The 24,683-nt window shown below is 73.1% G+C and carries 28 protein-coding genes; 23 read left to right on the top strand and 5 right to left on the bottom strand.

All coding sequences use genetic code 11. The features are described from left to right. The first annotated feature begins 3 nt into the window (after positions 1-3). The 7 genes from LUW87_RS04925 to LUW87_RS04895 all read left to right on the top strand — a co-directional run bounded on the left by LUW87_RS04925 (position 4) and on the right by LUW87_RS04895 (position 6,427). The gene (locus LUW87_RS04925; RefSeq protein WP_232669961.1) at positions 4-675 is read left to right on the top strand and encodes a TetR/AcrR family transcriptional regulator; all 672 of its coding nucleotides are present in this window, start codon (positions 4-6) and stop codon (positions 673-675) included. 78 nt (positions 676-753) lie between these two features. After that, positions 754-1,071, top strand: coding sequence for an integration host factor, actinobacterial type (gene mihF, locus LUW87_RS04920; protein WP_232669960.1), 318 nt, complete (start codon positions 754-756; stop codon positions 1,069-1,071). Between the two features lie 25 nt (positions 1,072-1,096). Beyond that, positions 1,097-1,633 (top strand): guanylate kinase, encoded by a 537-nt coding sequence (locus LUW87_RS04915; protein WP_232669959.1) that lies wholly within the window; start codon positions 1,097-1,099, stop codon positions 1,631-1,633. Between the two features lie 58 nt (positions 1,634-1,691). Continuing rightward, positions 1,692-1,997 carry a DNA-directed RNA polymerase subunit omega gene (gene rpoZ, locus LUW87_RS04910; protein ID WP_232669958.1) on the top strand — a complete coding sequence of 102 codons (306 nt, stop codon included), beginning with the start codon at positions 1,692-1,694 and terminating at the stop codon, positions 1,995-1,997. Between the two features lie 31 nt (positions 1,998-2,028). Continuing rightward, positions 2,029-3,267: a bifunctional phosphopantothenoylcysteine decarboxylase/phosphopantothenate--cysteine ligase CoaBC gene (gene coaBC, locus LUW87_RS04905; RefSeq protein ID WP_232669957.1), complete on the top strand. Its 1,239-nt coding sequence runs from the start codon at positions 2,029-2,031 to the stop codon at positions 3,265-3,267. A 52-nt stretch (positions 3,268-3,319) separates the two neighbouring features. Next, positions 3,320-4,513: a methionine adenosyltransferase gene (gene metK, locus LUW87_RS04900; RefSeq protein ID WP_232669956.1), complete on the top strand. Its 1,194-nt coding sequence runs from the start codon at positions 3,320-3,322 to the stop codon at positions 4,511-4,513. Between the two features lie 138 nt (positions 4,514-4,651). Then, positions 4,652-6,427 (top strand): primosomal protein N' family DNA-binding protein, encoded by a 1,776-nt coding sequence (locus LUW87_RS04895; protein WP_232669955.1) that lies wholly within the window; start codon positions 4,652-4,654, stop codon positions 6,425-6,427. 16 nt (positions 6,428-6,443) lie between these two features. Here the strand turns inward: LUW87_RS04895 and LUW87_RS04890 are convergent, their stop codons facing one another. Genes LUW87_RS04890 through LUW87_RS04880 form a run of 3 tightly spaced genes read right to left on the bottom strand, consistent with a single transcriptional unit; the run spans position 6,444 to position 9,151 of the window. Next, on the bottom strand, positions 6,444-7,943 hold the full coding sequence (locus LUW87_RS04890; protein WP_232669954.1) for a potassium/proton antiporter: 1,500 nt from the start codon (positions 7,941-7,943) through the stop codon (positions 6,444-6,446). Positions 7,944-7,955: 12 nt separating this feature from the next. After that, a complete protein-coding gene (locus LUW87_RS04885; protein WP_232669953.1) occupies positions 7,956-8,513 on the bottom strand; it encodes a TrmH family RNA methyltransferase in 558 nt (185 codons plus the stop codon). Continuing rightward, complete coding sequence (locus LUW87_RS04880; protein WP_232669952.1) at positions 8,510-9,151, bottom strand: class I SAM-dependent methyltransferase; 642 nt, start codon at positions 9,149-9,151, stop codon at positions 8,510-8,512. The genes LUW87_RS04885 and LUW87_RS04880 overlap by 4 nt, the downstream gene beginning before the upstream one ends. Before the next feature lie 76 nt (positions 9,152-9,227). On the opposite strand from LUW87_RS04880, the gene def reads away from it, so the two are divergent. From def to ribH, 8 genes are all read left to right on the top strand, one after another. Next, the gene (gene def / locus LUW87_RS04875; protein ID WP_232669951.1) at positions 9,228-9,770 is read left to right on the top strand and encodes a peptide deformylase; all 543 of its coding nucleotides are present in this window, start codon (positions 9,228-9,230) and stop codon (positions 9,768-9,770) included. Positions 9,771-9,775: 5 nt separating this feature from the next. Continuing rightward, complete coding sequence (locus tag LUW87_RS04870; RefSeq protein ID WP_232669950.1) at positions 9,776-10,747, top strand: methionyl-tRNA formyltransferase; 972 nt, start codon at positions 9,776-9,778, stop codon at positions 10,745-10,747. Further along, positions 10,744-11,970 (top strand): transcription antitermination factor NusB, encoded by a 1,227-nt coding sequence (locus LUW87_RS04865; protein ID WP_232669949.1) that lies wholly within the window; start codon positions 10,744-10,746, stop codon positions 11,968-11,970. Before LUW87_RS04870 ends, LUW87_RS04865 begins: the two co-directional genes overlap by 4 nt. 64 nt (positions 11,971-12,034) lie before the next feature. Continuing rightward, positions 12,035-12,526 (top strand): MogA/MoaB family molybdenum cofactor biosynthesis protein, encoded by a 492-nt coding sequence (locus LUW87_RS04860; protein ID WP_232669948.1) that lies wholly within the window; start codon positions 12,035-12,037, stop codon positions 12,524-12,526. Between the two features lie 124 nt (positions 12,527-12,650). Then, entirely contained in the window at positions 12,651-13,670 is a 1,020-nt protein-coding gene (ribD, locus tag LUW87_RS04855) for a bifunctional diaminohydroxyphosphoribosylaminopyrimidine deaminase/5-amino-6-(5-phosphoribosylamino)uracil reductase RibD (protein WP_232669947.1), read from the top strand. Between the two features lie 4 nt (positions 13,671-13,674). Beyond that, positions 13,675-14,313: a riboflavin synthase gene (locus LUW87_RS04850; protein ID WP_232669946.1), complete on the top strand. Its 639-nt coding sequence runs from the start codon at positions 13,675-13,677 to the stop codon at positions 14,311-14,313. Next, complete coding sequence (locus LUW87_RS04845) at positions 14,310-15,548, top strand: bifunctional 3,4-dihydroxy-2-butanone-4-phosphate synthase/GTP cyclohydrolase II (RefSeq protein ID WP_232669945.1); 1,239 nt, start codon at positions 14,310-14,312, stop codon at positions 15,546-15,548. Before LUW87_RS04850 ends, LUW87_RS04845 begins: the two co-directional genes overlap by 4 nt. Beyond that, positions 15,548-16,033: a 6,7-dimethyl-8-ribityllumazine synthase gene (gene ribH / locus LUW87_RS04840; RefSeq protein ID WP_232669944.1), complete on the top strand. Its 486-nt coding sequence runs from the start codon at positions 15,548-15,550 to the stop codon at positions 16,031-16,033. Before LUW87_RS04845 ends, ribH begins: the two co-directional genes overlap by 1 nt. A 116-nt stretch (positions 16,034-16,149) precedes the next feature. On the opposite strand, the gene LUW87_RS04835 is transcribed toward ribH, so the two are convergent. Further along, a complete protein-coding gene (locus LUW87_RS04835) occupies positions 16,150-16,920 on the bottom strand; it encodes a VIT1/CCC1 transporter family protein (protein ID WP_232669943.1) in 771 nt (256 codons plus the stop codon). Positions 16,921-17,010: 90 nt separating this feature from the next. Between LUW87_RS04835 and hisG the strand changes: the two genes are divergently transcribed. Then, positions 17,011-17,886 carry an ATP phosphoribosyltransferase gene (gene hisG / locus LUW87_RS04830; protein ID WP_232669942.1) on the top strand — a complete coding sequence of 292 codons (876 nt, stop codon included), beginning with the start codon at positions 17,011-17,013 and terminating at the stop codon, positions 17,884-17,886. Positions 17,887-17,890: 4 nt separating this feature from the next. After that, positions 17,891-18,148, top strand: coding sequence for a cold-shock protein (locus tag LUW87_RS04825; RefSeq protein WP_232669941.1), 258 nt, complete (start codon positions 17,891-17,893; stop codon positions 18,146-18,148). Positions 18,149-18,194: 46 nt separating this feature from the next. Here LUW87_RS04825 and LUW87_RS04820 read toward each other — a convergent pair whose 3' ends face one another. After that, on the bottom strand, positions 18,195-18,626 hold the full coding sequence (locus tag LUW87_RS04820; protein WP_232669940.1) for a DUF1844 domain-containing protein: 432 nt from the start codon (positions 18,624-18,626) through the stop codon (positions 18,195-18,197). A gap of 326 nt (positions 18,627-18,952) precedes the next feature. Here LUW87_RS04820 and infC point away from each other — a divergent pair, with 326 nt between their 5' ends. The 6 genes from infC (at position 18,953) to pheT (ending at position 24,655) form a co-directional block, all read left to right on the top strand. Continuing rightward, a complete protein-coding gene (gene infC / locus LUW87_RS04815) occupies positions 18,953-19,591 on the top strand; it encodes a translation initiation factor IF-3 (RefSeq protein WP_346742422.1) in 639 nt (212 codons plus the stop codon). A gap of 59 nt (positions 19,592-19,650) precedes the next feature. Continuing rightward, entirely contained in the window at positions 19,651-19,845 is a 195-nt protein-coding gene (gene rpmI / locus LUW87_RS04810) for a 50S ribosomal protein L35 (RefSeq protein WP_232669938.1), read from the top strand. A gap of 81 nt (positions 19,846-19,926) precedes the next feature. Beyond that, positions 19,927-20,292 carry a 50S ribosomal protein L20 gene (gene rplT, locus LUW87_RS04805; protein ID WP_232669937.1) on the top strand — a complete coding sequence of 122 codons (366 nt, stop codon included), beginning with the start codon at positions 19,927-19,929 and terminating at the stop codon, positions 20,290-20,292. Between the two features lie 61 nt (positions 20,293-20,353). After that, complete coding sequence (locus tag LUW87_RS04800) at positions 20,354-21,148, top strand: TrmH family RNA methyltransferase (protein WP_232669936.1); 795 nt, start codon at positions 20,354-20,356, stop codon at positions 21,146-21,148. 64 nt (positions 21,149-21,212) lie between these two features. After that, on the top strand, positions 21,213-22,247 hold the full coding sequence (pheS, locus tag LUW87_RS04795) for a phenylalanine--tRNA ligase subunit alpha (RefSeq protein ID WP_430300531.1): 1,035 nt from the start codon (positions 21,213-21,215) through the stop codon (positions 22,245-22,247). Then, complete coding sequence (pheT, locus tag LUW87_RS04790; RefSeq protein ID WP_232669934.1) at positions 22,244-24,655, top strand: phenylalanine--tRNA ligase subunit beta; 2,412 nt, start codon at positions 22,244-22,246, stop codon at positions 24,653-24,655. Before pheS ends, pheT begins: the two co-directional genes overlap by 4 nt. Positions 24,656-24,683: the final 28 nt, after the last annotated feature.

Below are 24,683 nucleotides of genomic sequence, written 5' to 3'. Positions count from 1 at the left end.
ACCGTGCCCCGCGACAGCACTCCCACCAAGGAACGCCTCCTGCGCGAGGCCGAGCGGCTCTTCGCCCGACGCGGTCCGTACCGCGTCACGCTGCGCGAGATCACCGACGCGGCCGGGCAACGCAACGTCTCGGCGGTCAACTACCACTTCGGGTCCCGCGAGGGGCTGCTCGAGGCGATCCTGGCCCGTCACGGCGATCCCACCGACGCCGCCCGCGGTGAGCTGCGGGCCCGCCTGGCGGACGGGAGCACCACCAGAGACCTGGTCGCCGTGCTGGTGGTTCCCTACGCCGCCCACCTGGCCACTCCGGAAGGGCGCGACTACCTGCGCATCGTGGCAGGGTTGTCGCCGCTCTTCTCGGACTGGCGTGCCGACACCGTGGGCACCGGGCCTCACCTCGTCGACATCCTCACCATGCTCGAGGCCCGGCCCACCGAGCTGCCGGCGGCGGTCCGCCGCGAGCGGGTGGTCGAGATGATCATGCTGATGACGGCGGCGATGTCGTCCCGGGCCCGTCAGCTCGAGTCCCGTCGGCCGGTCGAGCTCGACGACGACACCTTCGAGGCCAACCTCACCGACGTCCTCGTCGGTGTGCTCGAAGCCCCACTGCTGGGCCCGCTCCCCGCCGCGCTCGTGGCCCCGGGCGGCGCCGTCGGTCCCGTCCCGGCCTCCTGAGCGTCCCGGACGAGCCCGGCGCGGATCTCGTCCCCGGTCTGGCCCGGAACGACCGGCGCGAGGGGTAGGGTCGCGATCATGCCGCTCCCTCCCGCCCTCTCGGACGAGCAGCGCCAAGCTGCGCTCGTCAAGGCCGCCGAGGCCCGTCGGGCTCGCGCCGAGCTCAAGGAACGCCTCAAGATGGGCTCGATCACCCTGCCCGAGCTGCTCGCGGAGGCCGACCGCGACGACATGGTCGCGGGCATCAAGGTGCTCGCCGTGCTCGAGTCGCTCCCGGGCGTGGGCAAGGTCACCGCCCGACGCACGATGGACGAGATCGGCATCGCCGACACCCGGCGCCTCCGCGGCCTGGGCGCCCAGCAGCGCAAGGCCCTGCTGGACGCCTTCGGGTCCTGACCTCGCGGCGTCGGGCCCGACGCCGGTGATCGTCGTCGTGTGCGGCCCCGGTGGGGTCGGCAAGGGCACCGTCGTGGCCCGCCTGGTGGCCGAAGACCCTCGACTGTGGTTGTCGCGGTCGTGGACCACCCGCGCGCCCCGACCGGGCGAGGCGGCCGACGCCTACACCTTCGTCGACCGGCCCACCTTCGAGGCCCACGCCGCCTCCGGCGGTTTCCTCGAGCACGCCGACTTCCTGGGCAACCTCTACGGCACTCCGTGGCCGGAGGCCGGAGACGACCACGACGTCGTGCTCGAGATCGACGTCCAGGGCGCCGAGCAGGTGCTCGAGCGCGAGCCCGCGGCCCTCGTGGTCCTGCTGGAGCCGCCGTCGCGCCAGGTCCAGGCCGACCGGTTGCGGGGGAGGGGCGACCCGCCCGACCAGGTGGCCGAGCGGGTCGCCGTGGCCGAACAGGAGCTCGAGCGGGGCCGGGCGCTCGGCGCGGTGCGGGTGGTCAACGACGACCTCGACGACACCGTCGCCGAGGTTCGAGACCTCATCGAAGCCCGACGTAGCTGGTAGGATCGCCCGGCTCCATCCCGCCCGACCAACCCCCCCCGACACCGGAGAGTGCAGACCCGTGGCCCAGATCCATGACTCGATGATCAACCCTCGCGTCGAGACCCTCCTGTCCAAGGTCGACTCCAAGTTCACCCTGGTGTCGCTGGGGGCCATGCGGGCCCGCCAGATCAACGCCTACTTCGGCCAGCTGGTCGACGGCACCACCAACAACGTGCCACCGCAGGTGACCTCGGTGGCGCGCAAGCCGCTGTCGATCGCCTTCGAGGAGATCGCCGCCGACAAGATCGTGCCCGTGCGCACCACCCCGGCCGAGCTCGTGGCGGTGGAGACCGATCAGGCGGTCGAGGGCGACGACGCCGAGTGAGCCGCACCGACCGGCGCCGCCGACCGTTGCCGTGAGCCTCGCCGGGCGCCGGATCGTCCTCGGGGTCACCGGGGGGATCGCGGCCTACAAGGCCATCGACGTGTGCCGCCGCCTGGTCGACGCCGGGGCCCACGTGGCGCCCGTGCTGACGGAGGGGGCCACCCACTTCGTGGGGGAGACCACGTTCTCGGCGCTGGCCTCCGAGCCGGTGCAGACCTCCCTGTGGCACGAGGACAGCCCCATCCCCCACACGCGGCTCGGCCAGGGCGCCGATCTGGTCGTGGTGGCTCCCGCCACCGCCCGTGTGCTGTCGGCCTACGCCCACGGCTACTCCGACGACCTGCTCACCGCCACCCTCCTCGCCACCCGGGCCCCCGTCGTCGTGTGCCCGGCGATGCACACCGAGATGTGGGAGCACCCGGCCGTGCAGGACAACCTCGAGCTGCTGCGCTCGCGCGGGGTGCACGTCGTGTGGCCCACCGAGGGGCGCCTGGCCGGTGGCGACGTCGGCGCCGGTCGACTGGCTGAGCCGGCCGACATCGTGGCCGCCGTCGCGCACGTGCTCGACGGAGCCGACGCTCCGCCCGACGGCCGGGCCGACGACCTCGCCGGGGTGTCGGTCCTGGTCACGGCCGGTGGCACCCGGGAGGCCATCGACCCGGTGCGGGTCATCACCAACCGGTCGTCCGGCAAGCAGGGCTACGCCCTGGCGGCCGAGGCCGCAGCCCGTGGGGCGCGGGTCACCCTCGTCAGCACCGTCGAGCGTGCTGCGCCGGCCGGTGTCGAGATGATCGAGGTGGCCAGCGCCGCCGACATGCAAGCCGTGGTCGTGCCCCGGGCCGACCATGCTGACGTGGTGGTCATGGCCGCGGCGGTCGCCGACTTCCGTCCCGTCGTGGTGGCCGACCACAAGTTGAAGAAGCACGAGCTGGCGGCCGACGGCCCGCCCCACATCGTGCTCGAGCCCACCCACGACTTCCTCGTCGACCTCGGTCGGGCCAAGCGGCCCGGCCAGGTGCTGGTCGGCTTCGCGGCCGAGACCCGCGACCTGCTCGACAACGCACGGGCCAAGCTCGAACGCAAGAACCTCGACCTCATCGTGGCCAACGACGTGAGCGCACCCGGCGTGGGCTTCGAGCACGACACCAACGCGGTGGTGCTCCTCGGGCCCGGGGGGATGCGCCAAGATGTCCCCTTGACCGACAAGCGGGCGGTGGCTCGAGCCGTGCTCGATGCCGTGGTGGAGCTGCGCACCGCGACATCGAGCTGAGGCCGTTCCCACCGTCCACCACCTCGGGCCCGATGCCCGCCAAGGAGCACCTGTGACCAGCTGGACCTTCACCTCGGAATCCGTCACCGAGGGCCATCCCGACAAGGTCGCCGACCAGATCTCCGACGCCATCCTCGATGCGATGCTGGCCCAGGACCCCATGAGCCGGGTGGCGTGCGAGACCATGGTGACCACCGGGCTGGCCGTGGTCGCCGGTGAGATCACCACCTCGGGCTACGTCGACATCCCCAAGATCGTGCGCTCCACGATCAACGAGATCGGCTACAACCGCGAGTCCTACGGCTACGACGGCAACACCGTCGGGGTCATGGTCAGCCTCGACGAGCAGTCACCCGACATCGCCCAGGGGGTCGACGACTCCGAAGAGGTCCGTACCGGCACCTCCGGCGAGGACCTGTTGAACCAGCAGGGCGCCGGCGACCAGGGGATGATGTTCGGCTACGCCTGCCGCGACACCGACGTCTTGATGCCCCTGCCCATCCACACGGCGCACCGCATGGCCGAGCGCCTCGCCGAGGTCCGCAAGTCCGGAGCAGTGCCCTACCTGCGCCCTGACGGCAAGACCCAGGTGACCTTCGACTACGAGGACGGGCGGCCGGTGCGGCTGCGCACCGTGCTCATCTCCACCCAGCACAACGACGGCATCGACCGCGACGACGCCATCCGCCCGGACCTCATCGAGCAGGTCATCCGCCCCGTGGTCCCCGAGGCCTTCGCCGACGACGACTACGAGGTGTTCGTCAACCCCACGGGGCGGTTCGTCATCGGCGGTCCCGTCGGCGACGCCGGGCTCACCGGGCGCAAGATCATCGTCGACACCTACGGGGGCATGGCCCGCCACGGAGGGGGCGCCTTCTCGGGCAAGGACCCGTCGAAGGTCGACCGCTCCGCGGCCTACGCGGCGCGGTGGGTGGCCAAGAACGTGGTCGCCGCCGGGGCCGCTGAGCGCTGCGAGGTGCAGGTCGCCTACGCCATCGGCGTCGCCCATCCGGTGTCGCTCATGGTGGAGACGTTCGGCACCGCCACCGTCGATCCCGAGAAGATCGCGGACGCGGTGCGCCAGGTGTTCGACCTGCGCCCCGCCGCCATCACCCGAGACCTCGACCTGCGCCGCCCCGTGTACCGCCAGACAGCCGCCTACGGCCACTTCGGCCGCGAGGGCGACGGCTTCACCTGGGAGCGCACCGACCGCGTCGAGCAGCTGGCCTCGGCCCTCGGCCTGTAGGGACCGGCCACGCCGGGCCCCGACCAACCCAGCTTCGACTTCGGGGACGCTCCCGAGGACGCCGCCGGCCCGCCTCGCGCCGGCGGCGGTTCGTCGCGCCGGCGCTCGGGGTCGCTCCGCGTGCCCCGGTCCGCACCCGTGTCCGCCCGACCGAGCCACCCCGACGGCGAGCGCTCGCGCGTCGTGCGGGTCCGCCCCGACCTCCCGGCGGTCGACAAGTGCTTCGACTACACGGTCCCGCCGGCGCTCGACGCCGAGGTCCGGGTCGGCACCATCGTGCGCATCTCGCTGCACGGTCGCCGCGTGGGCGGATGGGTGGTCGCCGACCACGTCGAACCCCCGCCCGGGGTGGTGCTGCAGGACCTGGCCAAGGTCACGGGCTGGGGACCGCCCCCGGAGGTGTTCGACCTGGCCGACTGGGCGGCGTGGCGGTGGGCGGGACGGCCCGTGTCCGTGTTGCGCACCGCCTCGCCGGAAGGGGCGGTGCGGGGACTGCCCCGGGCCGGGGCGCCATCCGCCGGTCCGGCCAGCACCGTGGCCCTCGGCGACGTGGGCGCCCTCGCCGGGGAGGCGCTGCAAGGCGGCGTGACGGTGCTGCGGCTGCCCCCGGCCGGCGACGTGTTCCCCGTGGTGCTCGCCGCGGCCGGCCTGGGTCCCGCCCTCGTGATCGCCCCGTCGCTGGCCACCGTGCGCCACCTCGGTCTCCGCCTGCGGCGCGCCGGAGTACCCACCGCCGTGCTGCCCCGCGACTGGGCGCAGGCCCGGGCCGGGGGGTCCACCGTGCTGGGGACCCGCGCCGCCGCCTGGGCTCCCCTGGCCGAACCGGCCGCGGTGGTCGTCCTCGACGAGCACGACGAATCGCTCCAACAGGAGCAGGCGCCCACCTGGCACGCCCGCGACGTGGCCCTCGAGCGGGCCCGCCGCGCCGGCGTCCCCTGCGTGCTGGTGTCGCCGACGCCGTCGCTGGAGGCGCTCGGGTCCGGCCGGTTGCTGGCGCCGTCGAGATCGGCGGAGCGGGCGGGATGGCCGCGGGTCGAGGTGGTCGACACCCGTGACGCCCCTCGGGGCCAGGCTCGCTACAGCTCGCGCCTGGTCGACGTGCTGCGCAGCGACGCGCGGGTGCTGTGCCTGCTCAACCGCAAGGGGCGCAGCGGTCTGTCGAGCTGCGCGGCATGTGACGAGCTGGCGACCTGCGAGCGCTGCGGAGCCTCGGTGGTGCAGGGCGACGACACCGGCCTGGTGTGCCGTCGCTGCGGGGAGCAGCGCCCCCAGGTCTGCCTGCGCTGCGGTGGCACGCGCATGAAGAACCTGCGGGTGGGCGTGAGCCGGGCCCGCGAGGAGCTCGAGGCGCTCGCCCTGCGTCCGGTGGCCGAGCTCACCGCCGAGCACGAGGCGGGGGCGGCCGGTCCCGGTGCCGAGGTGGTGGTGGGCACCGAGGCCGCTCTGCACCACCTCGACGCGGTGGACGTGGTGGCCTTCCTCGACCTCGACCAGGAACTCCTGGCCCCCCGCTACCGGGCGGCGGAGGAGGCGCTCGGCCTGGTGGTCCGCGCCGCCCGCCTCGTGGGGGGCCGGTCGGGGACGGGTCGGCTGTTGATCCAGACCCGGCTCCCGGACCACGAGGTGGTCAAGGCCGCCCTGCTGGCCGATCCGTCCCGGGTGGTCGAGGCCGAGGCCGCCCGCCGCGACGTGCTCGGTTTCCCACCCGTGACGGCGATGGCCCTGGTGTCGGGGGCCGTGGCCCCGGCGTTCGTCGAGGCGCTCGGCGCCCCGCCAGGCGTCGAGGTGCTCGGCCCGGCCGACGGACGGTGGATGCTGCGGGCACCCACCCACCAGGTGCTCTGCGACGCGCTGGCGTCTGTGCCCCGACCCTCTGGTCGTCTGCGGGTCGAGGTCGATCCGCTCCGCATGTGAGGGGAGCGGGCCCTCGTCAGCCTTCGCCGAGGGGCGGCCCCTCCCCCTCGGGGAGCACGGCGTCGGGACGCAGCCGGTCGCGTAGCGCAGTCAGGGCGTCGTCGTCGGTCAGGACGAGGAGGCGGTCCCCGGCCTGCAGGCGGGTCGAACCCGTCGGCACGAGCTGTTGATGGCCCCGCTGGATCACCACCACCAGGGCCTCACGGGGCAGGCCGGCTTCCACGAGGGCGCAGCCGTCGACCGCCGAGCCCACCGGGACGACCACGTTGCGCAGGGTGGTGCCGTCCGGTAGCGGACGCCCCGCTTCGAGGAGCGTGTCGGGTTCGGGTGGAGCCGGGCGCAACGAGCCGAACAGCCGAGCCACCGGGGTGATGGTGGTCCCCTGCACCAGGACCGACACGACCACGACGAAGAACACCACGTTGAAGATGAGGTCCGCCTGCTCGACCCCTTCGAGCAGGGGGAAGGTCGCCAGCACGATGGGGGTGGCACCCCGCAGACCGACCCAGGCGACCACCCCCTGGTGTCGGACCGGGACCCGGAAGGGCAGCAGCGACACGAGGGTGGCCACCGGCCGGGCCACGAACACGAGCACGGCGGCGACGGCCAGGGCCGACCAGGCCACGTCGAGCAGCTCGGAGGGGAAGACCAGCAGGCCGAGCAGCAGGAACATCCCGATCTGGCACAGCCAGGCCACGGCTTCGTGGAATCGCCGGATGGTGGCCTGGTGGATGACGTCGTGGTTCCCGATCCACAGGCCGGCCAGGTAGACCGCGATGAAGCCGCTGCCCCCCAACACCACGGTGCCGGCATAGGTGAGCACGGCGATGGCCAGGGTGAGCACGGGGTACAGCCCGTCGGCCCCCGGTCGGAGGCGGTTGAGCACGGTCCGGGTGGCCCAACCGGCGGCGAGCCCGGCGACCGCCCCCACCCCGAGTTGGAACGCCATCCCGGCGACGAGGCCGAGGGGGCCGGGAGCGTCGCCGGTGACCACCTCCACTAAGGTGATGGTGAGCAGGACCGCCATCGGATCGTTGGACCCCGACTCGAGCTCGAGGGTGGGCTGGATCCGCCCGGCCAGACCGGTGCGACGGCCACGCAGCACGGCGAAGACCGCGGCGGCGTCGGTCGACGACACGATGGCGCCCAGCAGCAGGCCGAGCTCGAGGGGCACGTCGAGCACCCAGGCGGCGGCGACCCCGGTGATGGTGGCGCTCACGGTCACGCCCACGGTCGCCAGGGTGAGCCCCTGGCCGAGGACCGGTCGGACGAGGCCCCAGCGAGTGGAGAGGCCGCCATCGAACAAGATGAGGGCCAGGGCCACCACCCCGACGCCCTGGGCCACCTCGGCGTTGTCGAAAGCGATCCCGCCGGGGCCGTCGGAGCCGGCCAACATGCCCAGGCCGAGGAACAGCAACAGCGCCGGGAACCCCACTCGCCCGGCCAGCTTCGAGCCGAGGGCGGCCACCAGGACGAGCGCCGCCGCGATCAGGAGGGTGGGTTCGATGGAGATCACGGCGGGCCGGCCCTACGCCGGCGGCGGCTCGTCCGCGGTGACGGTCGGGGCCCACTCCCAGCGGCGGACCTCGTAGATGGCCACCGCGGTGGCCGTGGCCACGTTGAGCGACCCGATGCGCCCGACCTGGGGGATGAACACCAGTTGGTCGCATGCGACCAGAGCGTCCTTGGACAGGCCCCGGTCCTCGTGGCCCACCACCAGGCAGACGTCGCGGGCCGGCGCCGCCTCGGGCAGCGGTACCGACCCGACCGCCAGCTCCACGCCGAGCACCCGGTACCCGCCGCGTCGCGCCTCGGCGATCGCATCGAGCGGGTCGTCGGTGGCGCTCCAGGGCACGAAGCGCTGGGAGCCGAGGGCGGTCTTGGCCACCTTGGTGTCGCTGGGGGTGGGGACGTGGCCGGCCAACCAGATGTGGTCGACCCCGAGCGCGGCGGCGCTGCGCAGCACCGACCCCACGTTGAAGGGGTTCTGGACGCCGTCGAGGATCAGCGACACCCTGCCCTCGGTGCGTCGTCGCCAGGTCCGGTGCAGGCGCTTCAGCTCGGTGCTGGTGTACGTGCGGGTCACGGGGCCACCGCCGGAGGGCCAGGGGTGACCGACAAGAGCCGGTAGCCGGCGCGGGACGCGAGGCGTTCGGTGGGCCACCCCTGCGCGGTCAGCCAGGCGGCCAGCGAGTCGGCGCCGAGGTGGCGTTGCACGACGAGCACGGCCCGCCCGTCGGGGGCGAGACGGGTCAGCCAGGTCCTCAACAGGGCGTGGAGGGCGACCTTCCCGATGCGGATCGGTGGATTGGACCAGATGAGATCGAACGCCGGGAAGGTGGGGCCGGCCTCAGGAGGCGATCCCTCGGCGTCGACGGTGACCGCCCGCACCCGGACATCGTTGGCCGCCGCGTTCTCACGGCACAACGCCACGGCCCGCTCGTTGACGTCGACGGCCCAGACCTCGGCCCGGGGTGAGCGCCGCGCCAGCGTCACCGCCATCGGCCCGTAGCCGCAGCCCAGGTCGAGCAGATGCCCCTCGGCCGGTGGGGGCGGGGCCTGCTGCAGCAGCAGGCGGGTCCCGGGATCGACGCGGTCGCCGGAGAACACCCCGGCGTCGGTGGTCAGCGAGAGCGACATGTCGGGCAGGTGGAGCTCGACGGTGCGACGCCGCGACGGCGTGGCGGGCTGGGCATCGAAGTAGTGGGGGGCCCGCTCGTTCACGCCTCGAAGGTACCCGCCCCCTCGTCCGGGCGAGTCCCGGGGCGTCGGCCGAGGCGGGCACCGATAGCCTGGGGGCGTGGCCCCGCACGACATCCGCATCATCGGCGATCCCGTCCTCAAGCAGCGCGCGTCCGAGGTCACCCGGGTCGACGGCCGGCTGGTGAAGCTCGTCGACGACATGTTCGACACGATGTACGACGCGGTCGGGGCGGGTCTGGCCGCCCCCCAGGTCGGCGTGCAGCAGCGCTTCTTCATCTACGACTGGGACGACAACCCCGGCGTCGTCGTGAACCCCGAGATCGTCGAGTCACGTGGCGAGGCTGCGATCACCGAGGGCTGCCTGTCGGTGCCCGGGTTGCGCTGGGACATCGTGCGCCCGGCCGAGATCCTGGTGCGGGGCTACGACCTCGACGGGCGCGAGCTGGCGATCGAGCTCGACGACTTCGGCGCCCGGGTCTTCCAGCACGAGCTCGACCACCTCGACGGGGTGCTGCTGGTCGAGCACCTCACGCCCGAGCAGCGGGCCGAGGCCAAGAAGGCCCTGCGCGAGCTGCGCGAGCGGGGCATCACGTCGCTGCCGGAGCCGGACGTGGCCGCCGGCGGGCTGCGCCTGCGCTGACCGGCGTGCCCGACACCTCCGAGGCGCCCCTCGCCGCGCCGCCCGATCGACCACGTCGTCTCGTCTACCTCGGTACTCCCGAAGTGGCGGTGCCCCCTCTGCGCGCGTTGCACGCCGCCGGCTTCGAGATCGCCCTGGTCGTCACCCGCCCCGATCGGCGCCGGGGGCGAGGGAGCGCCACCAGCCCCAGCCCGGTGAAGGCCGCCGCCCTCGACCTCGGACTGGCCGTCGAGCACGACTTGGCGCGGGTCGCCGAGGTCGGCGCCGACCTCGGCGTGGTGGTGGCCTACGGGCGGATCATCCCCCGCCCCGTGCTCGAGGTGCTGGCGATGGTCAACATCCACTTCTCGCTCCTGCCGCGCTGGCGGGGGGCCGCACCGGTCGAGCGGGCCCTGCTGGCCGGGGACCGACGCACGGGCGTGTGCCTCATGGAGGTCGCCGAGGGCCTCGACACCGGCGGCGTGTACGCCTCGGTCGAGACCGAGATCACCCCCGACGACACCCTCGAGTCCCTCCGGGGGCGCCTGGTCGACCTCGGCACCGAGCTGCTGGTGGGCCGGCTGCGCGAGGGTCTCGGGCCGGCCGTCCCGCAGGCGGGGGAGCCGACCTACGCGGCGAAGCTCGACCCGGCGGAGTACGGCATCGACTGGAGCCGGTCGGCGCGGGAGATCGCTGCGCTGGTGCGCCTCGGTGGGGCCCACACCACCTGGCGCGGCAAGCGCCTCAAGGTCTGGGCGGCCCACGTCGGCGACGACGTCTCTCGGGCCGATGGCGACGAGTTCGCCGGTGACGGGTCCCCGGACTCGGTGGTGCCGGGAACCGTGCTCACGGTGCCCGCCGTCGAGGGCGTCGTGGTCGCCACAGGCGATCACCCCCTCGTGCTCACCACGCTGCAGCCCGAGGGCAAGGCCCGCCAGGACGCCCGGGCCTGGCGCAACGGGGCCCATCTGGTCGCCGGCGACCGGTTGGGCTCGTGACAGGCCGCGGTCCCGCCCGCTCGGGGCGATCGGGCGCCGGGCGTCCGCGTCGGACGTCGGCACCGTCGGCGCCACGAGCCACGGCGCCGGGGGTCGATGCCCGCCGACTGGCGGCCGAGGCGCTCGAACGGATCGCCGACGGGGGCGCCTACGCCAACCTCGTCGTGCCGCCCATGCTCGAGCGCAGCGCCCTCGAGCGGCGCGACCGGGCGTTCGTCACCGAGCTGGTCTACGGGGCCACGCGGATGCGGCGGGCGTGCGATTGGCTGGTCGACCGCTTCCTCCCCGATCCGGAGCGCATCGATCCCACCGCTCGGGCCTGGCTACGCCTCGGCGCCTTCCAGCTGGCCTTCCTCGACACGCCGCCGCACGCGGCAGTGGGGGCCACGGTCGAGGCCGCTCCCCGCAAGCTCAAGGGCCTGCTCAACGCGGTGCTGCGCAAAGTGTCCACCGGTCTTCCGGTGACCTGGCCGGACGACGCCACCCGGTGGAGCCAGCCGGAGTGGATCGTCGACGTGCTCACGGCCGACCTGGGGCCCGAGCAGGCCCGCCTCTCCTTGGAGGCCATGAACCGGGCCGCCCCAGTGACCGCTCGCGCCGATGGCTACGTGCAGGACCTGGCGTCGCAGTGGGTCGCCGACGCCGTCGCCGCCGTCCCCGGCGAGCGGGTCCTCGACGTGTGCGCCGCTCCTGGTGGCAAGGCCACCGCCCTGGCCGCCACGGGAGCCCACGTCGTGGCGGCCGACGCCCGCCCCTCCCGCATCGGCCTGGTGGCGGCCAACGCGGCCCGCCTCGGCCCTGCGGCCTCGACGCTGTCGTGCCTCGTCGCCGACGGCACCGCCCCGGCCCTGCGCCCGGCGAGCTTCGACAAGGTCTTGCTGGACGCCCCCTGCTCGGGACTGGGCGCGCTGCGCCGGCGGCCCGATGCCCGGTGGCGGATCGGGCGGTCCGACGTCGAGGTCCTCGCCGCCCTCCAGCGGCGCCTGGTCGACGCCAGCCTGCAGCTGGTGCGCCCGGGTGGGGAGCTCGTCTACAGCGTCTGCACCCTCACGAACGCCGAGTCCGAGGGGATCGACGACCACCTCGCCGAACACCACCCCGGCCTCGAGGTGCTGGCGCCGCCGGGCGACCCGTGGGTCCCGCTCGGCCGGGGGGCGCGGCTGTTGCCCCATCGGGCCGACACCGACGGGATGTACCTGCTGCGGGTGCGGCGCCCGGGGTGACCGACGCCGCGGCACGGGCGGGCTCGTGGCGCCGCGGTCCCCGCGTGTCCGCCAGACTGCGGTCATGACCGAGCACGCGGCGTCCACCACCCCAGCGACCGGCCTGGCGGCCAAGGTCCTCACCGTGTCCGACGGTGTGATGGCGGGCGTCCGCGACGACCGTTCGGGGCGGGCCCTCGTCGACCGCCTCACCGACGCCGGGTTCGCCGTCGTCGAGCACCGGGTGGTCAGCGACGGGCGCCAGGAGGTGGGGGAGGCCCTCGTCGAGCTGGCCGAGGGGTTCGCGGGCCTGGTCGTCACGACCGGGGGGACCGGGTTCGGCCCCCGCGACCTCACCCCGGAGGGCACCAAGGTGGTGCTCGACCGCGAGGCGCCCGGACTGGCCGAGGCCATGCGCCTCGTGAACCCCCTGGGGCGGCTGTCGCGGGGTGTGGCCGGCACCCGGGGCCGCTGCCTCGTGCTGAACACCCCCGGTTCCACGTCGGGGGCGGTGGAGTGCCTCGAGGCGGTCCTCGACGTCGTCCCCCACGCCCTGCGCCTGCTGGCCGGCGAGTGACCCGAGCGCATCCCGAGCGCCGACTGGGTGGTCGCGGGCGATACGATCGTGGCCCATCACGACCACCGGGTTCCGTCCCGGACGTCGGCCCGGCCCGTCTGCCCTGCCCCTCCACGGAGACGCCGTGACCCCAACCCCTCCCGACGACGAGGCCCGCATGGCCCAGGCGCGGGCCGTGGCGGCCGCGTCCCGGCGACGGGTGGCACCCCGGCCGTGGGTCGGCGCGGTGCTCGTCCCGGCGGGTGATCCCCACCATCGCGGTCACGTGGGCGCCACCGCGGGGCGCACCGGACCCCACGCCGAGGTGGTGGCCCTCGAGGCCGCCGGCGACGAGGCGGCCGGTGCGACGCTCTACGTCACACTGGAACCCTGCGCCCACCACGGAGCCACCCCACCGTGCGCCGATGCCGTCGTGGCCTCCGGTGTGGCACGGGTCGTGGTGGCGCTCGAGGACCCCGACCCCCGGGTCGCCGGCGAGGGGTTCGACCGCCTGCGGGCCGCCGGCATCGAGGTGGTCGTGGGCGTCGGGGCCGCCGAGGCCGCCGAGCAGCTGGCGCCGTACCTGCACCACCGGCGCACCGGCCGCCCCCACGTCGTGCTCAAGCTGGCCGGCACCCTCGACGGACGCACCGCGGCGCCCGACGGCACCTCCCAGTGGATCACCGGCTCCGAGGCCCGACTCGACGCCCACCGGCTCCGGGCCGACAGCGATGCGGTGTTGGTGGGCGCCGGGACCGTGCGGACCGACGACCCCGCCCTCAACGTGCGCCTCCCCGCCCACGAACGGGGCCTCGACGACACCGAGCCGCTCCGGGTCGTGCTCGGCCGCGCCCCGGCCGATGCCGCCCTCCAACCGTGCCTCGAGCTCGGTGGCGATCTGGGCGACGTCCTCGACGAGCTCGGGGACCGTGGCGTGCTCCAGCTCCTGGTCGAGGGCGGCGCCACCGTCGCCCACGCCTTCCACGCGGCCGGCCTGGTCGACCGCTACGTCGTGTACCTCGCCCCCTCGCTCCTCGGCGGCGACGACGGCCTCGGCTTGTTCCACGGCGCCGGGGCGGCGACGCTGGGCGGCGCGTGGCGAGGCCGTTTTGTGGCGGTGCGCCAAGTGGGCGACGATCTGCGCCTCGATCTGAAGGGATCCTGACCCCATGTTCACCGGCATCGTCGAAGAGCTCGGCTCCGTCGTCCGTCGCGACGGCGCCCGGCTGCGCATCGCCGCCACGCGCGTGCTCGACGACGCCACCCTCGGTGCCTCGACCGCGGTGAACGGGTGCTGCCTCACCGTGGTGGCGTTCGATGCCGGCGAGGGCTGGTGGGAGGCCGACGTCAGCGACGAGACCTTCGCCCGCACCAACCTCGGGGCCCTGGGCCCCGGCGACCCGGTCAACCTCGAACGGCCCGTTCGCATGCAGGACCGCCTCGGGGGCCACCTCGTGCAGGGCCACGTCGACGCCGTCGGCGAGGTCGTGCGAGGCGTCCCCGACCTGCGGATCCGCGTCCCGAAGGACCTGCTGCGCTACGTCGTGGAGAAGGGCTCCGTCACGGTCGACGGCATCTCGCTCACCGTGGTCGACGTGCTCGACGACGGCTTCACCGTCGCCGTGATCCCTCACACCGCGGCGGTCACCACCCTCGGGGCCAAGGGCCCCGGAGACCCGGTGAACCTCGAGGTCGACGTCATGGCCAAGTACACCGAGCGGCTCCTCGTGGGCCAGCTCGCCGCCCTCGGTGCCACCCCGCCGATCGAGGGCCCCGCTGCACACGAACCGGCCGAGGAGGCCCGATGAACCCGCCCGCCCGCTCGGAGTACGCCGAGCACTTCGCCACCATCCCCGAGGCGGTCGCCGCCATCGGCAGGGGGGAGATCGTGGTGGTCGTCGACGACGAGGACCGCGAGAACGAGGGCGACCTGATCATGGCCTCGGAGGCCGTCACCCCCGAGAAGATCGCCTTCTTCGTGCGCCACACCTCGGGTGTCATCTGCACGCCGCTCACCGGTGAGCGCCTCGACGAGCTCGACATCCCGCTCATGGTCCGCGACAACACCGAATCGCAGCGCACGGCCTTCACCTACAGCGTCGACTACCGCCACGGCACCAGCACGGGCATCTCCGCCGCCGATCGGTCGGCGACCATCAAGGCGCTGATCGACCCCGCCACCCGCCCCGGTGACCTCGCTCGACCCGGTCACATCTTCCCCCTGCGCTACTCGGCCGGCGGTGTGCTCAAGCGGGCCGGGCACACCGAGGCGGCCGTCGACCTGGCCCGCATGGCCGGGCTGTACCCGTCGGGTGTGCTGTGCGAGATCGTCAACGACGACGGCACCATGGCGCGGGTCCCGGACCTGGTCGCGTTCTGCCAGGAGCACGACCTGCTGCTGATCTCCATCGCCGAGCTCATCCGCTACCGCCGCCAGAACGAGAAGCTGGTGAAGCGGGTGGCCGAGGCCCGGATCCCCACCGAGTGGGGCGACTTCACCGGCTACGTCTACGAGTCCCTGCTCGACGGCGAGCAGCACGTCGCCATGGTGAAGGGCGCAGTGCAGGGTGAGGACAACGTGTTGGTGCGGGTGCACTCCGAGTGCCTCACCGGCGACGTGTTCGGTTCGCTGCGCTGCGACTGCGGGATCCAGCTCGACCACGCCATGGCCCGCATCGCCGAGGAGGGCCTCGGCGTCGTCGTGTACCTCCGGGGCCACGAGGGCCGCGGCATCGGCATCGGCCACAAGATCCGCGCCTACTCCCTGCAGGACGAGGGGGCCGACACCGTCGAGGCCAACGAGGCCCTGGGCCTGCCCGTCGACAGCCGAGAGTACGGGATCGGCGCCCAGATCCTGGTGGACCTGGGCATCACGACCATGCGCTACATGACCAACAACCCGTCCAAGTACGGCGGCCTCGAGGGCTTCGGCCTCGACATCGTCGAGCGGGTGCCGCTCGAGTCGATCCCCAACCCGGAGAACATCGGCTACCTGCGCACCAAGCGCGAGAAGATGGGCCACCTGCTCGAGGGGCTCGACTGATGTCCACCAACTTCCGCTCGGCCAACGCGGTGACCGGGGAGGTCGACGGGTCCGGGGTCCGCATCGGGCTGGTGCTCGGCCGGTTCAACGACCACATCACCGAACGCCTCCTCGAGGGCGCCGAGAACGCCCTCGCCGTGCACGGCGTGGCCGAGGCCGACGTCACCGTCGTCTGGGTGCCCGGCGCCTTCGAGATCCCGCTGGCGGCCAAGGCCCTCGTGGTGCACGGTCACGTCGACGCCGTGGTGTGCCTCGGCGCGGTCATCCGGGGGGAGACCTCGCACTACGACTTCGTGGCGGGGGAGTGCGCCCGGGGCATCCAGGACGTGCAGCTCGAGACGGGGGTGCCCGTGGTGTTCGGGGTGCTCACCACCGAGAACCTCGAGCAGGCCCTGGCCCGCTCGGCGGAGGACGACAACAAGGGCGAGGAGTCGGTGCGCACCGCCCTCGAGATGGTGAGCCTGCTGGGTCAGCTCGGCTCCTGATCCGTCCCGGCCCATCGGGTTCGAGATCGGGTCAACGGTCCCCGGGTCGAGGCGGCGCGGCCGGCGCGTCAGACTGCGCGGTCAGACCGCGCCGTCAGACCGTGCCGTCAGAGCCGTCAGACCGCGGTGCCGACCAGGCGGCCGATGCCCATGGTGAGGGCCATCGCCGCGGCGCCACCCACGATGATGCGGGCCATGGGCCGACCGGGCCGGGCACCGCCGGTGAGCGCCGACACCACACCGAGCAACGCCAGCGCCACCAAGGCGGCGGCCAGGATCACCAGGATGCTCGGCGGTGACCCGCTCGCCGCCGCGGCGACGAGGGGGATGGCGGCGCCGATCGAGAAGGCCAGCCCTGAGGACCCGGCGGCCACGAGCGGTCGGGCCTGGGTCTGCTCGGTGATGCCGAGCTCCTCGATCAGGTGGGTGCGCAGCGCATCGTGGTCGGTGAGCTCCTCGGCCACCTCGCGGGCCAGGCGGGGGGAGAGGCCCTTCTCGCGGTAGATGGCGGCGAGCTCGGCCAACTCGCGCTCGGGGACGTGCTCGAGTTCCCACTTCTCCTTGGCGATGTCGGCCTTCTCGGTGTCGCGCTGGGAGCTCACCGAGACGTACTCGCCGAGCCCCATCGACAGTGCGCCGGCCGCCAGACCGGCCACGCCGGCGGTGAGGACCGCGTCACGGCTCGCATCGGCGGCGGCCACACCGAGGACCAGGGCCGCGGTGGAGACGATGCCGTCGTTGGCACCGAGCACGGCTGCTCGCAGCCAGCCCACCCGATGGCTGTAGTGGCGTTCGCCGTGGCTCAGGACGGGCCCGGGACCGCCATCACGACCAGGGTGGCGCTCGCCCTCGGCGGCGTCGGGACCGTGGTCGTGCGAGGTGGTCATGGCGATCAGCCTACGGGCTCTTCGGTCCGGTCAGCGGGTCCGGCGGAACCCCTGCCGGAGGGGCGCGGTGGGAGCGGTAGCGTGGCCGGAATGTTGAAGATCGTGCTCCCGAAGGGCTCCCTCGAGAAGGCGACGCTCGAGCTGTTCGAGGCGGCCGACCTCAAGGTCCGCCGCGACTCCGCCGTGCAGTACAAGGCCTCCATCGTCGACCCCCGGGTCGACGAGGTTCGCATCCTGCGTCCCCAGGAGATCCCCCAGTACGTGTCCGAGGGGCTCTTCGATCTCGGCATCACCGGCCGCGACTGGGTGGAGGAGACGGCGAGCAGCGTCGAGTCCCTCGGCGAGATGCACTACTCCAAGGCCACCTCCGACCCGGTGCGCATCATCGTCGCCGTCCCCCAGGCGAGCGAGGTCGAGAGCGTCGCCGACCTGCCCCAAGGCGTCCGGGTGTCGAGCGAGTACCCCGAGCTGACCCGCCGGTTCTTCGCCGAGCGGGGCATCGAGGCCGACATCCGGCTCTCGTACGGCGCCACCGAGGCCAAGGTCCCCGACATCGTCGACTGCATCGTCGACATCACCGAGACCGGCCGGGCCCTGCGGGCGGCCGGGCTCAAGATCATCGACACCATCCTGGTCTCCTACACCGAGCTCATCGTCAACCCCGAGAGCCTCGCCAACCCCGAGAAGGCGCATGCCATGCGCCAGCTCAAGACGCTGCTCGACGGCGTCCTCGAGGCGCGGGGCAAGGTGCTGGTGAAGCTCAACGTGCCCAAGGACCGCCTCGAGGACCTCATCGCCCTGCTCCCCTCGATGAAGGCCCCGACGGTCAACGAGCTGTTCGGGGAAGCCGGCTACGCCGTCGAGACGGTGGTGCCGAAGGCGACCATCAACGTGTTGATCCCGGCGCTCTCCGATGCCGGTGCCACCGACATCATCGAGATCCCGATCGCCAAGATCGTCCACTGAGCCGGTGGCGCCACCGACCGCAGACGGGGCCACGATCGTGCCGCTCGGCTCCCACCGGGGCACGGTGCGCAGCTTCGACGACCCCCGTGGCATCGGTGTCGTGCTCGGCCCGGACGGCACCGAGCTGGCCTTCCACTGCACGGCCATCGCCGACGGCACCCGCACCATCGCCGAGGGCACCGACGTCGTGTTCCGTGTGGTGCCCGGGCGCCGGGGGCGCTGGGAGGCCGCCGACCTCCGCCCGAGCCAGCGGGCCGGCTGACGCCGACGGCGGCCCGTCGACAGCCCGCCGCCCCGGCTTGTCGGGCTCAGCCCTCGGTGCTGTCGGTCATCTGCAGGTAGACCTGCTGGAGCTGGGTCAGGGCCTGGCGCAGGGCGGCGGCGTCGTCACCGAGACGGCGCTCGGTGGCGTCCATCACCGCCGCCATGGCGTCGATGGCCAGGCGGGCGGCCTCGAGGTCCGGCTCGGGTTGGCCGAGGTGGATGGCGGCCAGCTCGTAGAGGCCGACCACGTGGTTGGTGACGACCTGGGCGGCGGGGGCGGCCAGGATCTGGCGCTGCACCTCGGCCATCTCGGCGATCATGGCCTCGGCCTGGGCCCGCTCCTCGGGGGAGAGGTCCTCGAGGGAGGGGCCGCCCACCATGCCCGCGGCGCCGGCGTCGCCCTGGGGTGCAGGCTCGGGTTCGCTCGACGGGTTGCGCTCGATCGGCACCTCGCCGCCGGGGGTCCACAGGCTCATCTCGTACTCGCTTCCTCCGGCACACGACCCCGGCCCTGATGGCCCCGGATCGCCGCCGCTCGCATGTCGTGGTGGTTCTGGCTATCGTAGGCCCCCACAACACAGGGAAAGCGGGGCTTGTCCCCCACCCGGCCATACGACCCGCTCCGGTGGGAAGGGTGCGCCGGGTCGTTGCTCATCGAATGGACGTGCCTCGGCGCGTGCTGCGACGGGCGTCGGCTCTCCCGCCTCGACGCCCGCCCTCCACCGCCCGCGGTGGCGTGCAGGTGTCGGTACCTGCCCACCGCGCTACGGAGGATCTGCGCATTGATGAGGAGTGACCGGCGATAGCCACGGCCGCCAGCAACGAGCCCCGGATCAACGACCGCATTCGAGCACGCGAGGTTCGCCTCGTGGGTCCCGACGGTTCCCAGATCGGGATCAAGCCCCTACCCGAAGCCCTCAACATGGCGCGGGAACTCGAACTCGACCTCGTGGAGGTGGCCGACAAGGCCAACCCCCCTGTCTGCCGGATCATGGATTACGGCAAGTACAAGTACGAGGCCGCCCAGCGGGCGAAGGAATCCCGGAAGAAGAGCACCAACGTCGTGGTCAAGGAGATGAAGTACCGGCCCAAGATCGGGTCCGGCGACTTCGACACCAAGACCAAGAAGGTCGAGCACTTCCTGTCCGAAGGCCACAAGGTGAAGGTCACGATCATGTTCCGCGGTCGGGAGATGCAACATCCCGAGCTCGGGCGCAAGATCCTCGACCACGTCGCCGAGGCCGTGGCCCACACCGGTCGGGTCGAGACCTACCCCCGCCTCGACGGTCGCAACATGACCATGGTGCTCGGACCGGACAAGAAGGCCCAGGCCGCGGCCGAACGTGAGCGCCAGACCTCCGACGCGGAGACCTCGGAGTCCGCCGCCGCCCCCGACTCCGCCGCCCCTGCGCCGGAGACCGCCCCCACCGACGACGCCTGAGCCGTCGGCCCCCCACCACCGAGCCGCTCGGCTCGTCGGCCCCACCCATCGGAGAACCAATGCCGAAGATGAAGACCCACAGCGGCGCCAAGAAGCGCTTCAAGATCACCGGGACCGGCAAGATCACCCGCCGCAGCTCGAACCTCAACCACATCCTCGAGAAGAAGTCCCCCAGCCGCAAGCGTCGGCTCAAGGGCGACTTCGTCCTCTCGCCGGGCGACAGCGCCAAGGTCCGTCGCCAGCTCGGCCTCTAGGAACCTCCTCCGGCGCCCGCCGGACCGCCGGCCACGAGCCGGTGACCCCCCGTTCTCTCCCTCGACATCAAGGAGGCTCCGATGGCCAGAGTCAAACGTGCCGTCGCCAGCAAGAAGCACCGTCGCGCCACTCTCGAGCGCGCCAAGGGCTACTACGGCAACAAGAGCCGCTCGTACCGGGCGGCCAACGAGCAGGTCATGCACTCCCTGCAGTACGCGTACCGTGATCGGCGCGCGCGCAAGGGCGAGTTCCGCCAGCTCTGGATCCAGCGCATCAACGCCGCCTGCCGGCTCAACGGCACGACGTACTCGCGCTTCATCGCCGGGCTCAAGGGCGCCGGCATCGAGGTCGATCGCAAGGTCCTCGCCGACCTCGCCGTCACCGATCCGGCGGCGTTCGCCGAGCTGGTGAAGGCCGCCGACGCGGCGGCGACGGCCGAGGCCTGAGCGGCCCGGTTCCGGACCACCCCTCCCGATGGCCGCACCGCTGTCGGCGGGGAACCCACGAGTGACCACCCTGCGGCGCCTCTCGGGGCGCCGCAGGGCGCGTCTCGAGGCCGGCCGCTGCGTGGTCGAGGGCGTGGTCGCCGTCACCGAGGCGCTGGCGGTGCCCGGTGTGCTCCTCGAGGTCTACGTCGACGCCGACCTGGCCCATCGGGCCGACGCGGGGTCCGGGGTGCATGAGCTGCTGGCCACGGCCACCGACTCCGGGGTCGAGGTGCACCGCCTGGCGCCCGGCGTCATCGATCGGGTGGCCGACACCGCCACCCCCCAGGGAGTCATGGCGGTCGCCGCTCGGCGCGTCGTCGACGTCGCCGAGTTCGCCACGGAGCGGGGTCCCGTCATGGTGGTGGCGGGGGTGCGCGATCCCGGCAACGCCGGCACCGCCGTGCGCACCGCCGAAGCGGCCGGCGCCGCGGGGGTGCTGTTCGCCGACGACGCGGTCGACCCCTTCGGGCCCAAGACGGTGCGCGCCGCCGCCGGCTCGGTCTTCCGGGTGCCCGTCGCCGAGTCCCCGGCCGGTCGGCCCACGATCGCCGCCCTGGTGGCGCTGCGGGCCGGCGGGCGCAGCCTGCTCGGCACGGTGGCACGCGGGGGAGCCGCCCCCGAGGAGCTCGACCTCACCGCCCCGTTCGCTCTCCTGCTCGGATCCGAGGCCCACGGCCTCGGTGCCGAGGTGGCGGCGCTGGTCGACACCGAGGTGACGATCCCCATGGCCGGGCGGGTCGAGTCGTTGAACGTGGGCGTGGCCGGTGCCGTCGTCCTGTTCGAGGCGGCCCGCCAGCGTCGGAGCCGGCGGTGAACGGGCGCCGGTCGCTCAACCAATTGGACGCTCGCGTCCCCCTCCGACAGGCTCGGTGGCGATGATCGACGACCTCGCCACGCTCACCACGAGCGGGACCGAACGACTCCGCGACGCCCCCGACCTCGACGCCCTCCACGAGGCCGAGGCCGACCTGCTCGGCAAGAAGGGCGAGCTGGCCTCGCTCAAGAAGCGCCTGAGCGGCCTCGATCCCGACGAGCGCCGGGCCACCGGCCAGGCCCTCAACGAGGCGCGGACCGTGCTCGAGGAGGCGGCCGCCGAGCGGCGCGCCGCCCTCGAGTCCGTCGCCCACCAGGCCCGCCTGCTGGCCGAGCGCCAGGACCTCACCGAGATCGTCGAGCACCGGCGCCGCGGCAGCCTCCACCTCGTCACCCAGACCTGGGACCGCCTGGTCGACGTCTTCGTCGGCATGGGCTTCGAGGTGGCCGAAGGGCCCGAGGTCGAGACCGACTGGCACAACTTCGAGGCCCTCAACATCCCTTCGGCCCACCCGGCCCGGGGCATGTGGGACACCCTGTACGTCGACCTCGGCGCCCCCGAGTCCACCTTGTTGCGCACCCACACCTCTCCCGTGCAGATCCGGGTGATGAGCGAGGGCGAGCCGCCCTTCTACTCGGTGATGCCCGGACGGGTGTTCCGCCGCGACACCGCCGATGCCAGCCACATGCCGGTGTTCCACCAGATCGAGGGCCTGGTCGTCGACCGGGGTGTGTCCTTCGCCGACCTGGCCGGCACCCTCGAGGCGTTCACCACCGCCTACTTCGGCGGGGCCATCCACTCCCGGCTGCGCCCGTCCTACTTCCCGTTCACCGAGCCGTCCGCCGAGTACGACATCAACTGCGTGTTCTGCGAGGGCTCCGGGTGTCGCACGTGCGCCCAGACCGGGTGGTTGGAGCTCGGCGGCTGCGGGATGGTGCACCCCAACGTGCTCACCAACGTGGGGCTCGATCCCGAGCAGTGGTCCGGGTTCGCCTTCGGCTTCGGTCTCGACCGCCTGGCCCTCATGCGCCACGGGGTCGACGACATCCGCGAGATGTACACCGGCGACGTCCGCTTCCTGGAGCAGTTCCCCGCATGAAGGTCCTCCTGTCCTGGCTCCGAGAGTTCGCGCCCTTCGAGGGCGACCCCGTCGCGCTCGGCGACCAGATGAGCGACCTCGGCATGGCCGTCGAGTCCATCGAACGCATCGGCGAGGGCCTCGACGGGGTGGTCGTGGCTCGGGTGCTGGCCCTGCGCGAGCACCCCGACGCCGACAAGATCCAACTCGTCGACGTCGATCGGGGTGACGGCGAGGCCCTCCAGATCTGCTGCGGGGCCTTCAACATGTCCGAGGGCGACCTCGTGCCGCTGGCCACGCTCGGCACCACCATGCCCGACGGCATGGAGATCGCCCGTCGCAAGATGCGCGGCGAGTGGTCCAACGGCATGTTGTGCTCCGGTCGCGAGCTCGGGCTGGGCGACGACCACTCGGGTATCTGGATCCTCGAGGAGGGCGCCGACCCGGGCACGCCGATCACAAGGGCGCTCGGGGTCAGCCCCGATGTCCTCTACGACCTCGAGATCAACCCCAACCGCCCCGATGCCATGTCGGTCGCCGGTGTGGCGCGCGACCTGGCCGCCCGTCTGGGGCTGCCCTTCGCCATCCCCGAACCGCAGGTCGACGAGGTGGCAGGCGAGCAGGGCATCACGCCGTCGGTCGAGATCGTCGATCCCGACCTCTGCGGACGCTTCCACGTGCGGGTCATCGAGGGGGTGCGGGTCGAGCCGTCTCCCCGCTGGATCGCCGACCGCCTCACCGCCCTCGGCATGCGGCCCATCAACAACGTCGTCGACGCCTCCAACTACGTGATGCTGGAGCTGGGCCAGCCCAACCACACCTACGACGCCGCGAAGGTGCCCGACGCTGCCCTACGGGTGCGTTGGGCCCGCGACGGCGAGCGCATCACCACCCTCGACGGTGTCGAGCGCACCCTCACCGGAGGCCGCGACGGTGTGATCTGCGATCGCTCCGACACGGCGGTGGGCATCGCCGGCGTGATGGGCGGGGCGTCGACCGAGATCTCCGACACCACCACGGCGGTGCTGCTCGAGTGCGCCTGGTGGCAGCCCATGGCCGTGGCCCGAAGCTCCAAGCACCTCGGTCTGCGCTCGGAGGCGTCGGCCCGCTTCGAGCGCGGCACCGACCCCGAGGTGGTCGACCTGGCCGCTCGTCGTCTGGCGGAGCTGCTGGCCCCTTCGGGCGCGCGTCTCGTCGCCGGCGCGGTGACCGTCGACGGCGGCCTGCCCGAGCGAGCCCCGGTGCGGGTCCGCGAGAGCAGGGTGGCCGAGCTGCTCGGCGTCCACCTCCCGGCCGACGAGATCGTGGCCCAGCTCGAGCCCATCGGGTTCGAGATCGTGGCCCGCTCCCGCGACGCGTCCACGGGGCTGGTCAGCTCCGAGGGCTGGTCCCGTGAGGCCGAGGAGCTGGCGGTGCGGGTCCCGTCCTTCCGACCCGACACGGTCACCGAGACCGACGTGATCGAGGAGATCGCCCGGCACCACGGCTACAGCCGCATCCCGAGGCGGATGCCCCGCTCCAGCCGCACCGGTGCCCTCACCCCGCGCCAGCACGACCGCCGGGTCATCCGCCAGGTCCTCGTCGGGCTGGGACTCGACGAAGCCATGCCGCTGCCCTTCCTCGCCCCCGACGACCTCGAGCGCTGCGGGCTGGTCGCCGACGTGGTCACCCTCACCAACCCCCTGGCCGCCGAGGAGTCGGTGCTGCGACCGTCGCTGCGCCCCGGGCTGCTCAAGGCGGTGGCCTACAACGAGTCGCATCGCCGCGACGGCGCGGCGCTGTTCGAGCTCGGCAAGGTGTTCGCCCGCCCGCCGCAGGGCCAGGTGCTGCCCGACGAGCGTGAACACCTCGGCGTGGTGCTGGCCGGGGCGGAGGCCTCCGCTGCGGTCCAGGTGTGGGAGACGCTGCACCGCACCCTCGGCTCGGGGCCACAGCGCCTCGACCAGTCGGTCGACCCACTCGGTCTGCACCCCGGTCGCAGTGCCCTGGTGCTGGTGGGCGACACGGCCGTGGGCGAGGTCGGTGAGGTCGACCCCGCCGTCCTCGGACGTTCCGAGATCCGCGAACGGGTGGCCTGGCTGCATCTCGATCTCGATGCCCTCTTGGCCCTGCCTCACGGGGAGCACCCCTATCGGGCCATCAGCCGGTATCCCTCCAGCGACCTCGACCTGGCCTTCGAGGTCGACGAGGCGGTGCCGGCGGCCGACGTGGGCCGCACCATCGAGGGTGCCGCCGGCGAGCTGTTGGTCCGTTGCGAGCTGTTCGACGTCTTCCGCGGCGCGCCGGTCGCCGACGGGCGCCGCAGCCTGGCCTTCCGGCTCCGGCTCCAGGCCGGCGACCGCACCCTCACCGATGACGACCTCACCACATGCCGTCGTGCCGTGATCGACGCCGTCGAGGCCCGTTGGGGAGCCACCCTGCGAGGGTGACCCGGCTCGGCGCCGGTTTGCATGACTA

Source organism: Rhabdothermincola salaria, assembly GCF_021246445.1.
Classification (GTDB): domain Bacteria; phylum Actinomycetota; class Acidimicrobiia; order Acidimicrobiales; family Acidimicrobilacustridaceae; genus Rhabdothermincola_A; species Rhabdothermincola_A salaria.
The sequence above is the reverse complement of the archived record's forward strand: the minus strand, read 5'-3'. Positions and strand labels throughout refer to the sequence as shown.

Excerpts from the sequence above, each read along its gene's own strand:
- pheT (WP_232669934.1), top strand. The coding sequence starts at position 22,244 with ATGAAGGTCCTCCTGTCCTGGCTCCGAGAGTTCGCGCCCTTCGAGGGC.
- LUW87_RS04845 (WP_232669945.1), top strand. The coding sequence starts at position 14,310 with ATGAACCCGCCCGCCCGCTCGGAGTACGCCGAGCACTTCGCCACCATC.
- LUW87_RS04860 (WP_232669948.1), top strand. The coding sequence starts at position 12,035 with ATGACCGAGCACGCGGCGTCCACCACCCCAGCGACCGGCCTGGCGGCC.
- ribH (WP_232669944.1), top strand. The coding sequence starts at position 15,548 with ATGTCCACCAACTTCCGCTCGGCCAACGCGGTGACCGGGGAGGTCGAC.
- LUW87_RS04820 (WP_232669940.1), bottom strand. The coding sequence starts at position 18,626 with ATGAGCCTGTGGACCCCCGGCGGCGAGGTGCCGATCGAGCGCAACCCG.
- LUW87_RS04835 (WP_232669943.1), bottom strand. The coding sequence starts at position 16,920 with ATGACCACCTCGCACGACCACGGTCCCGACGCCGCCGAGGGCGAGCGC.
- rplT (WP_232669937.1), top strand. The coding sequence starts at position 19,927 with ATGGCCAGAGTCAAACGTGCCGTCGCCAGCAAGAAGCACCGTCGCGCC.
- LUW87_RS04850 (WP_232669946.1), top strand. The coding sequence starts at position 13,675 with ATGTTCACCGGCATCGTCGAAGAGCTCGGCTCCGTCGTCCGTCGCGAC.
- mihF (WP_232669960.1), top strand. The coding sequence starts at position 754 with ATGCCGCTCCCTCCCGCCCTCTCGGACGAGCAGCGCCAAGCTGCGCTC.
- hisG (WP_232669942.1), top strand. The coding sequence starts at position 17,011 with ATGTTGAAGATCGTGCTCCCGAAGGGCTCCCTCGAGAAGGCGACGCTC.
- rpmI (WP_232669938.1), top strand. The coding sequence starts at position 19,651 with ATGCCGAAGATGAAGACCCACAGCGGCGCCAAGAAGCGCTTCAAGATC.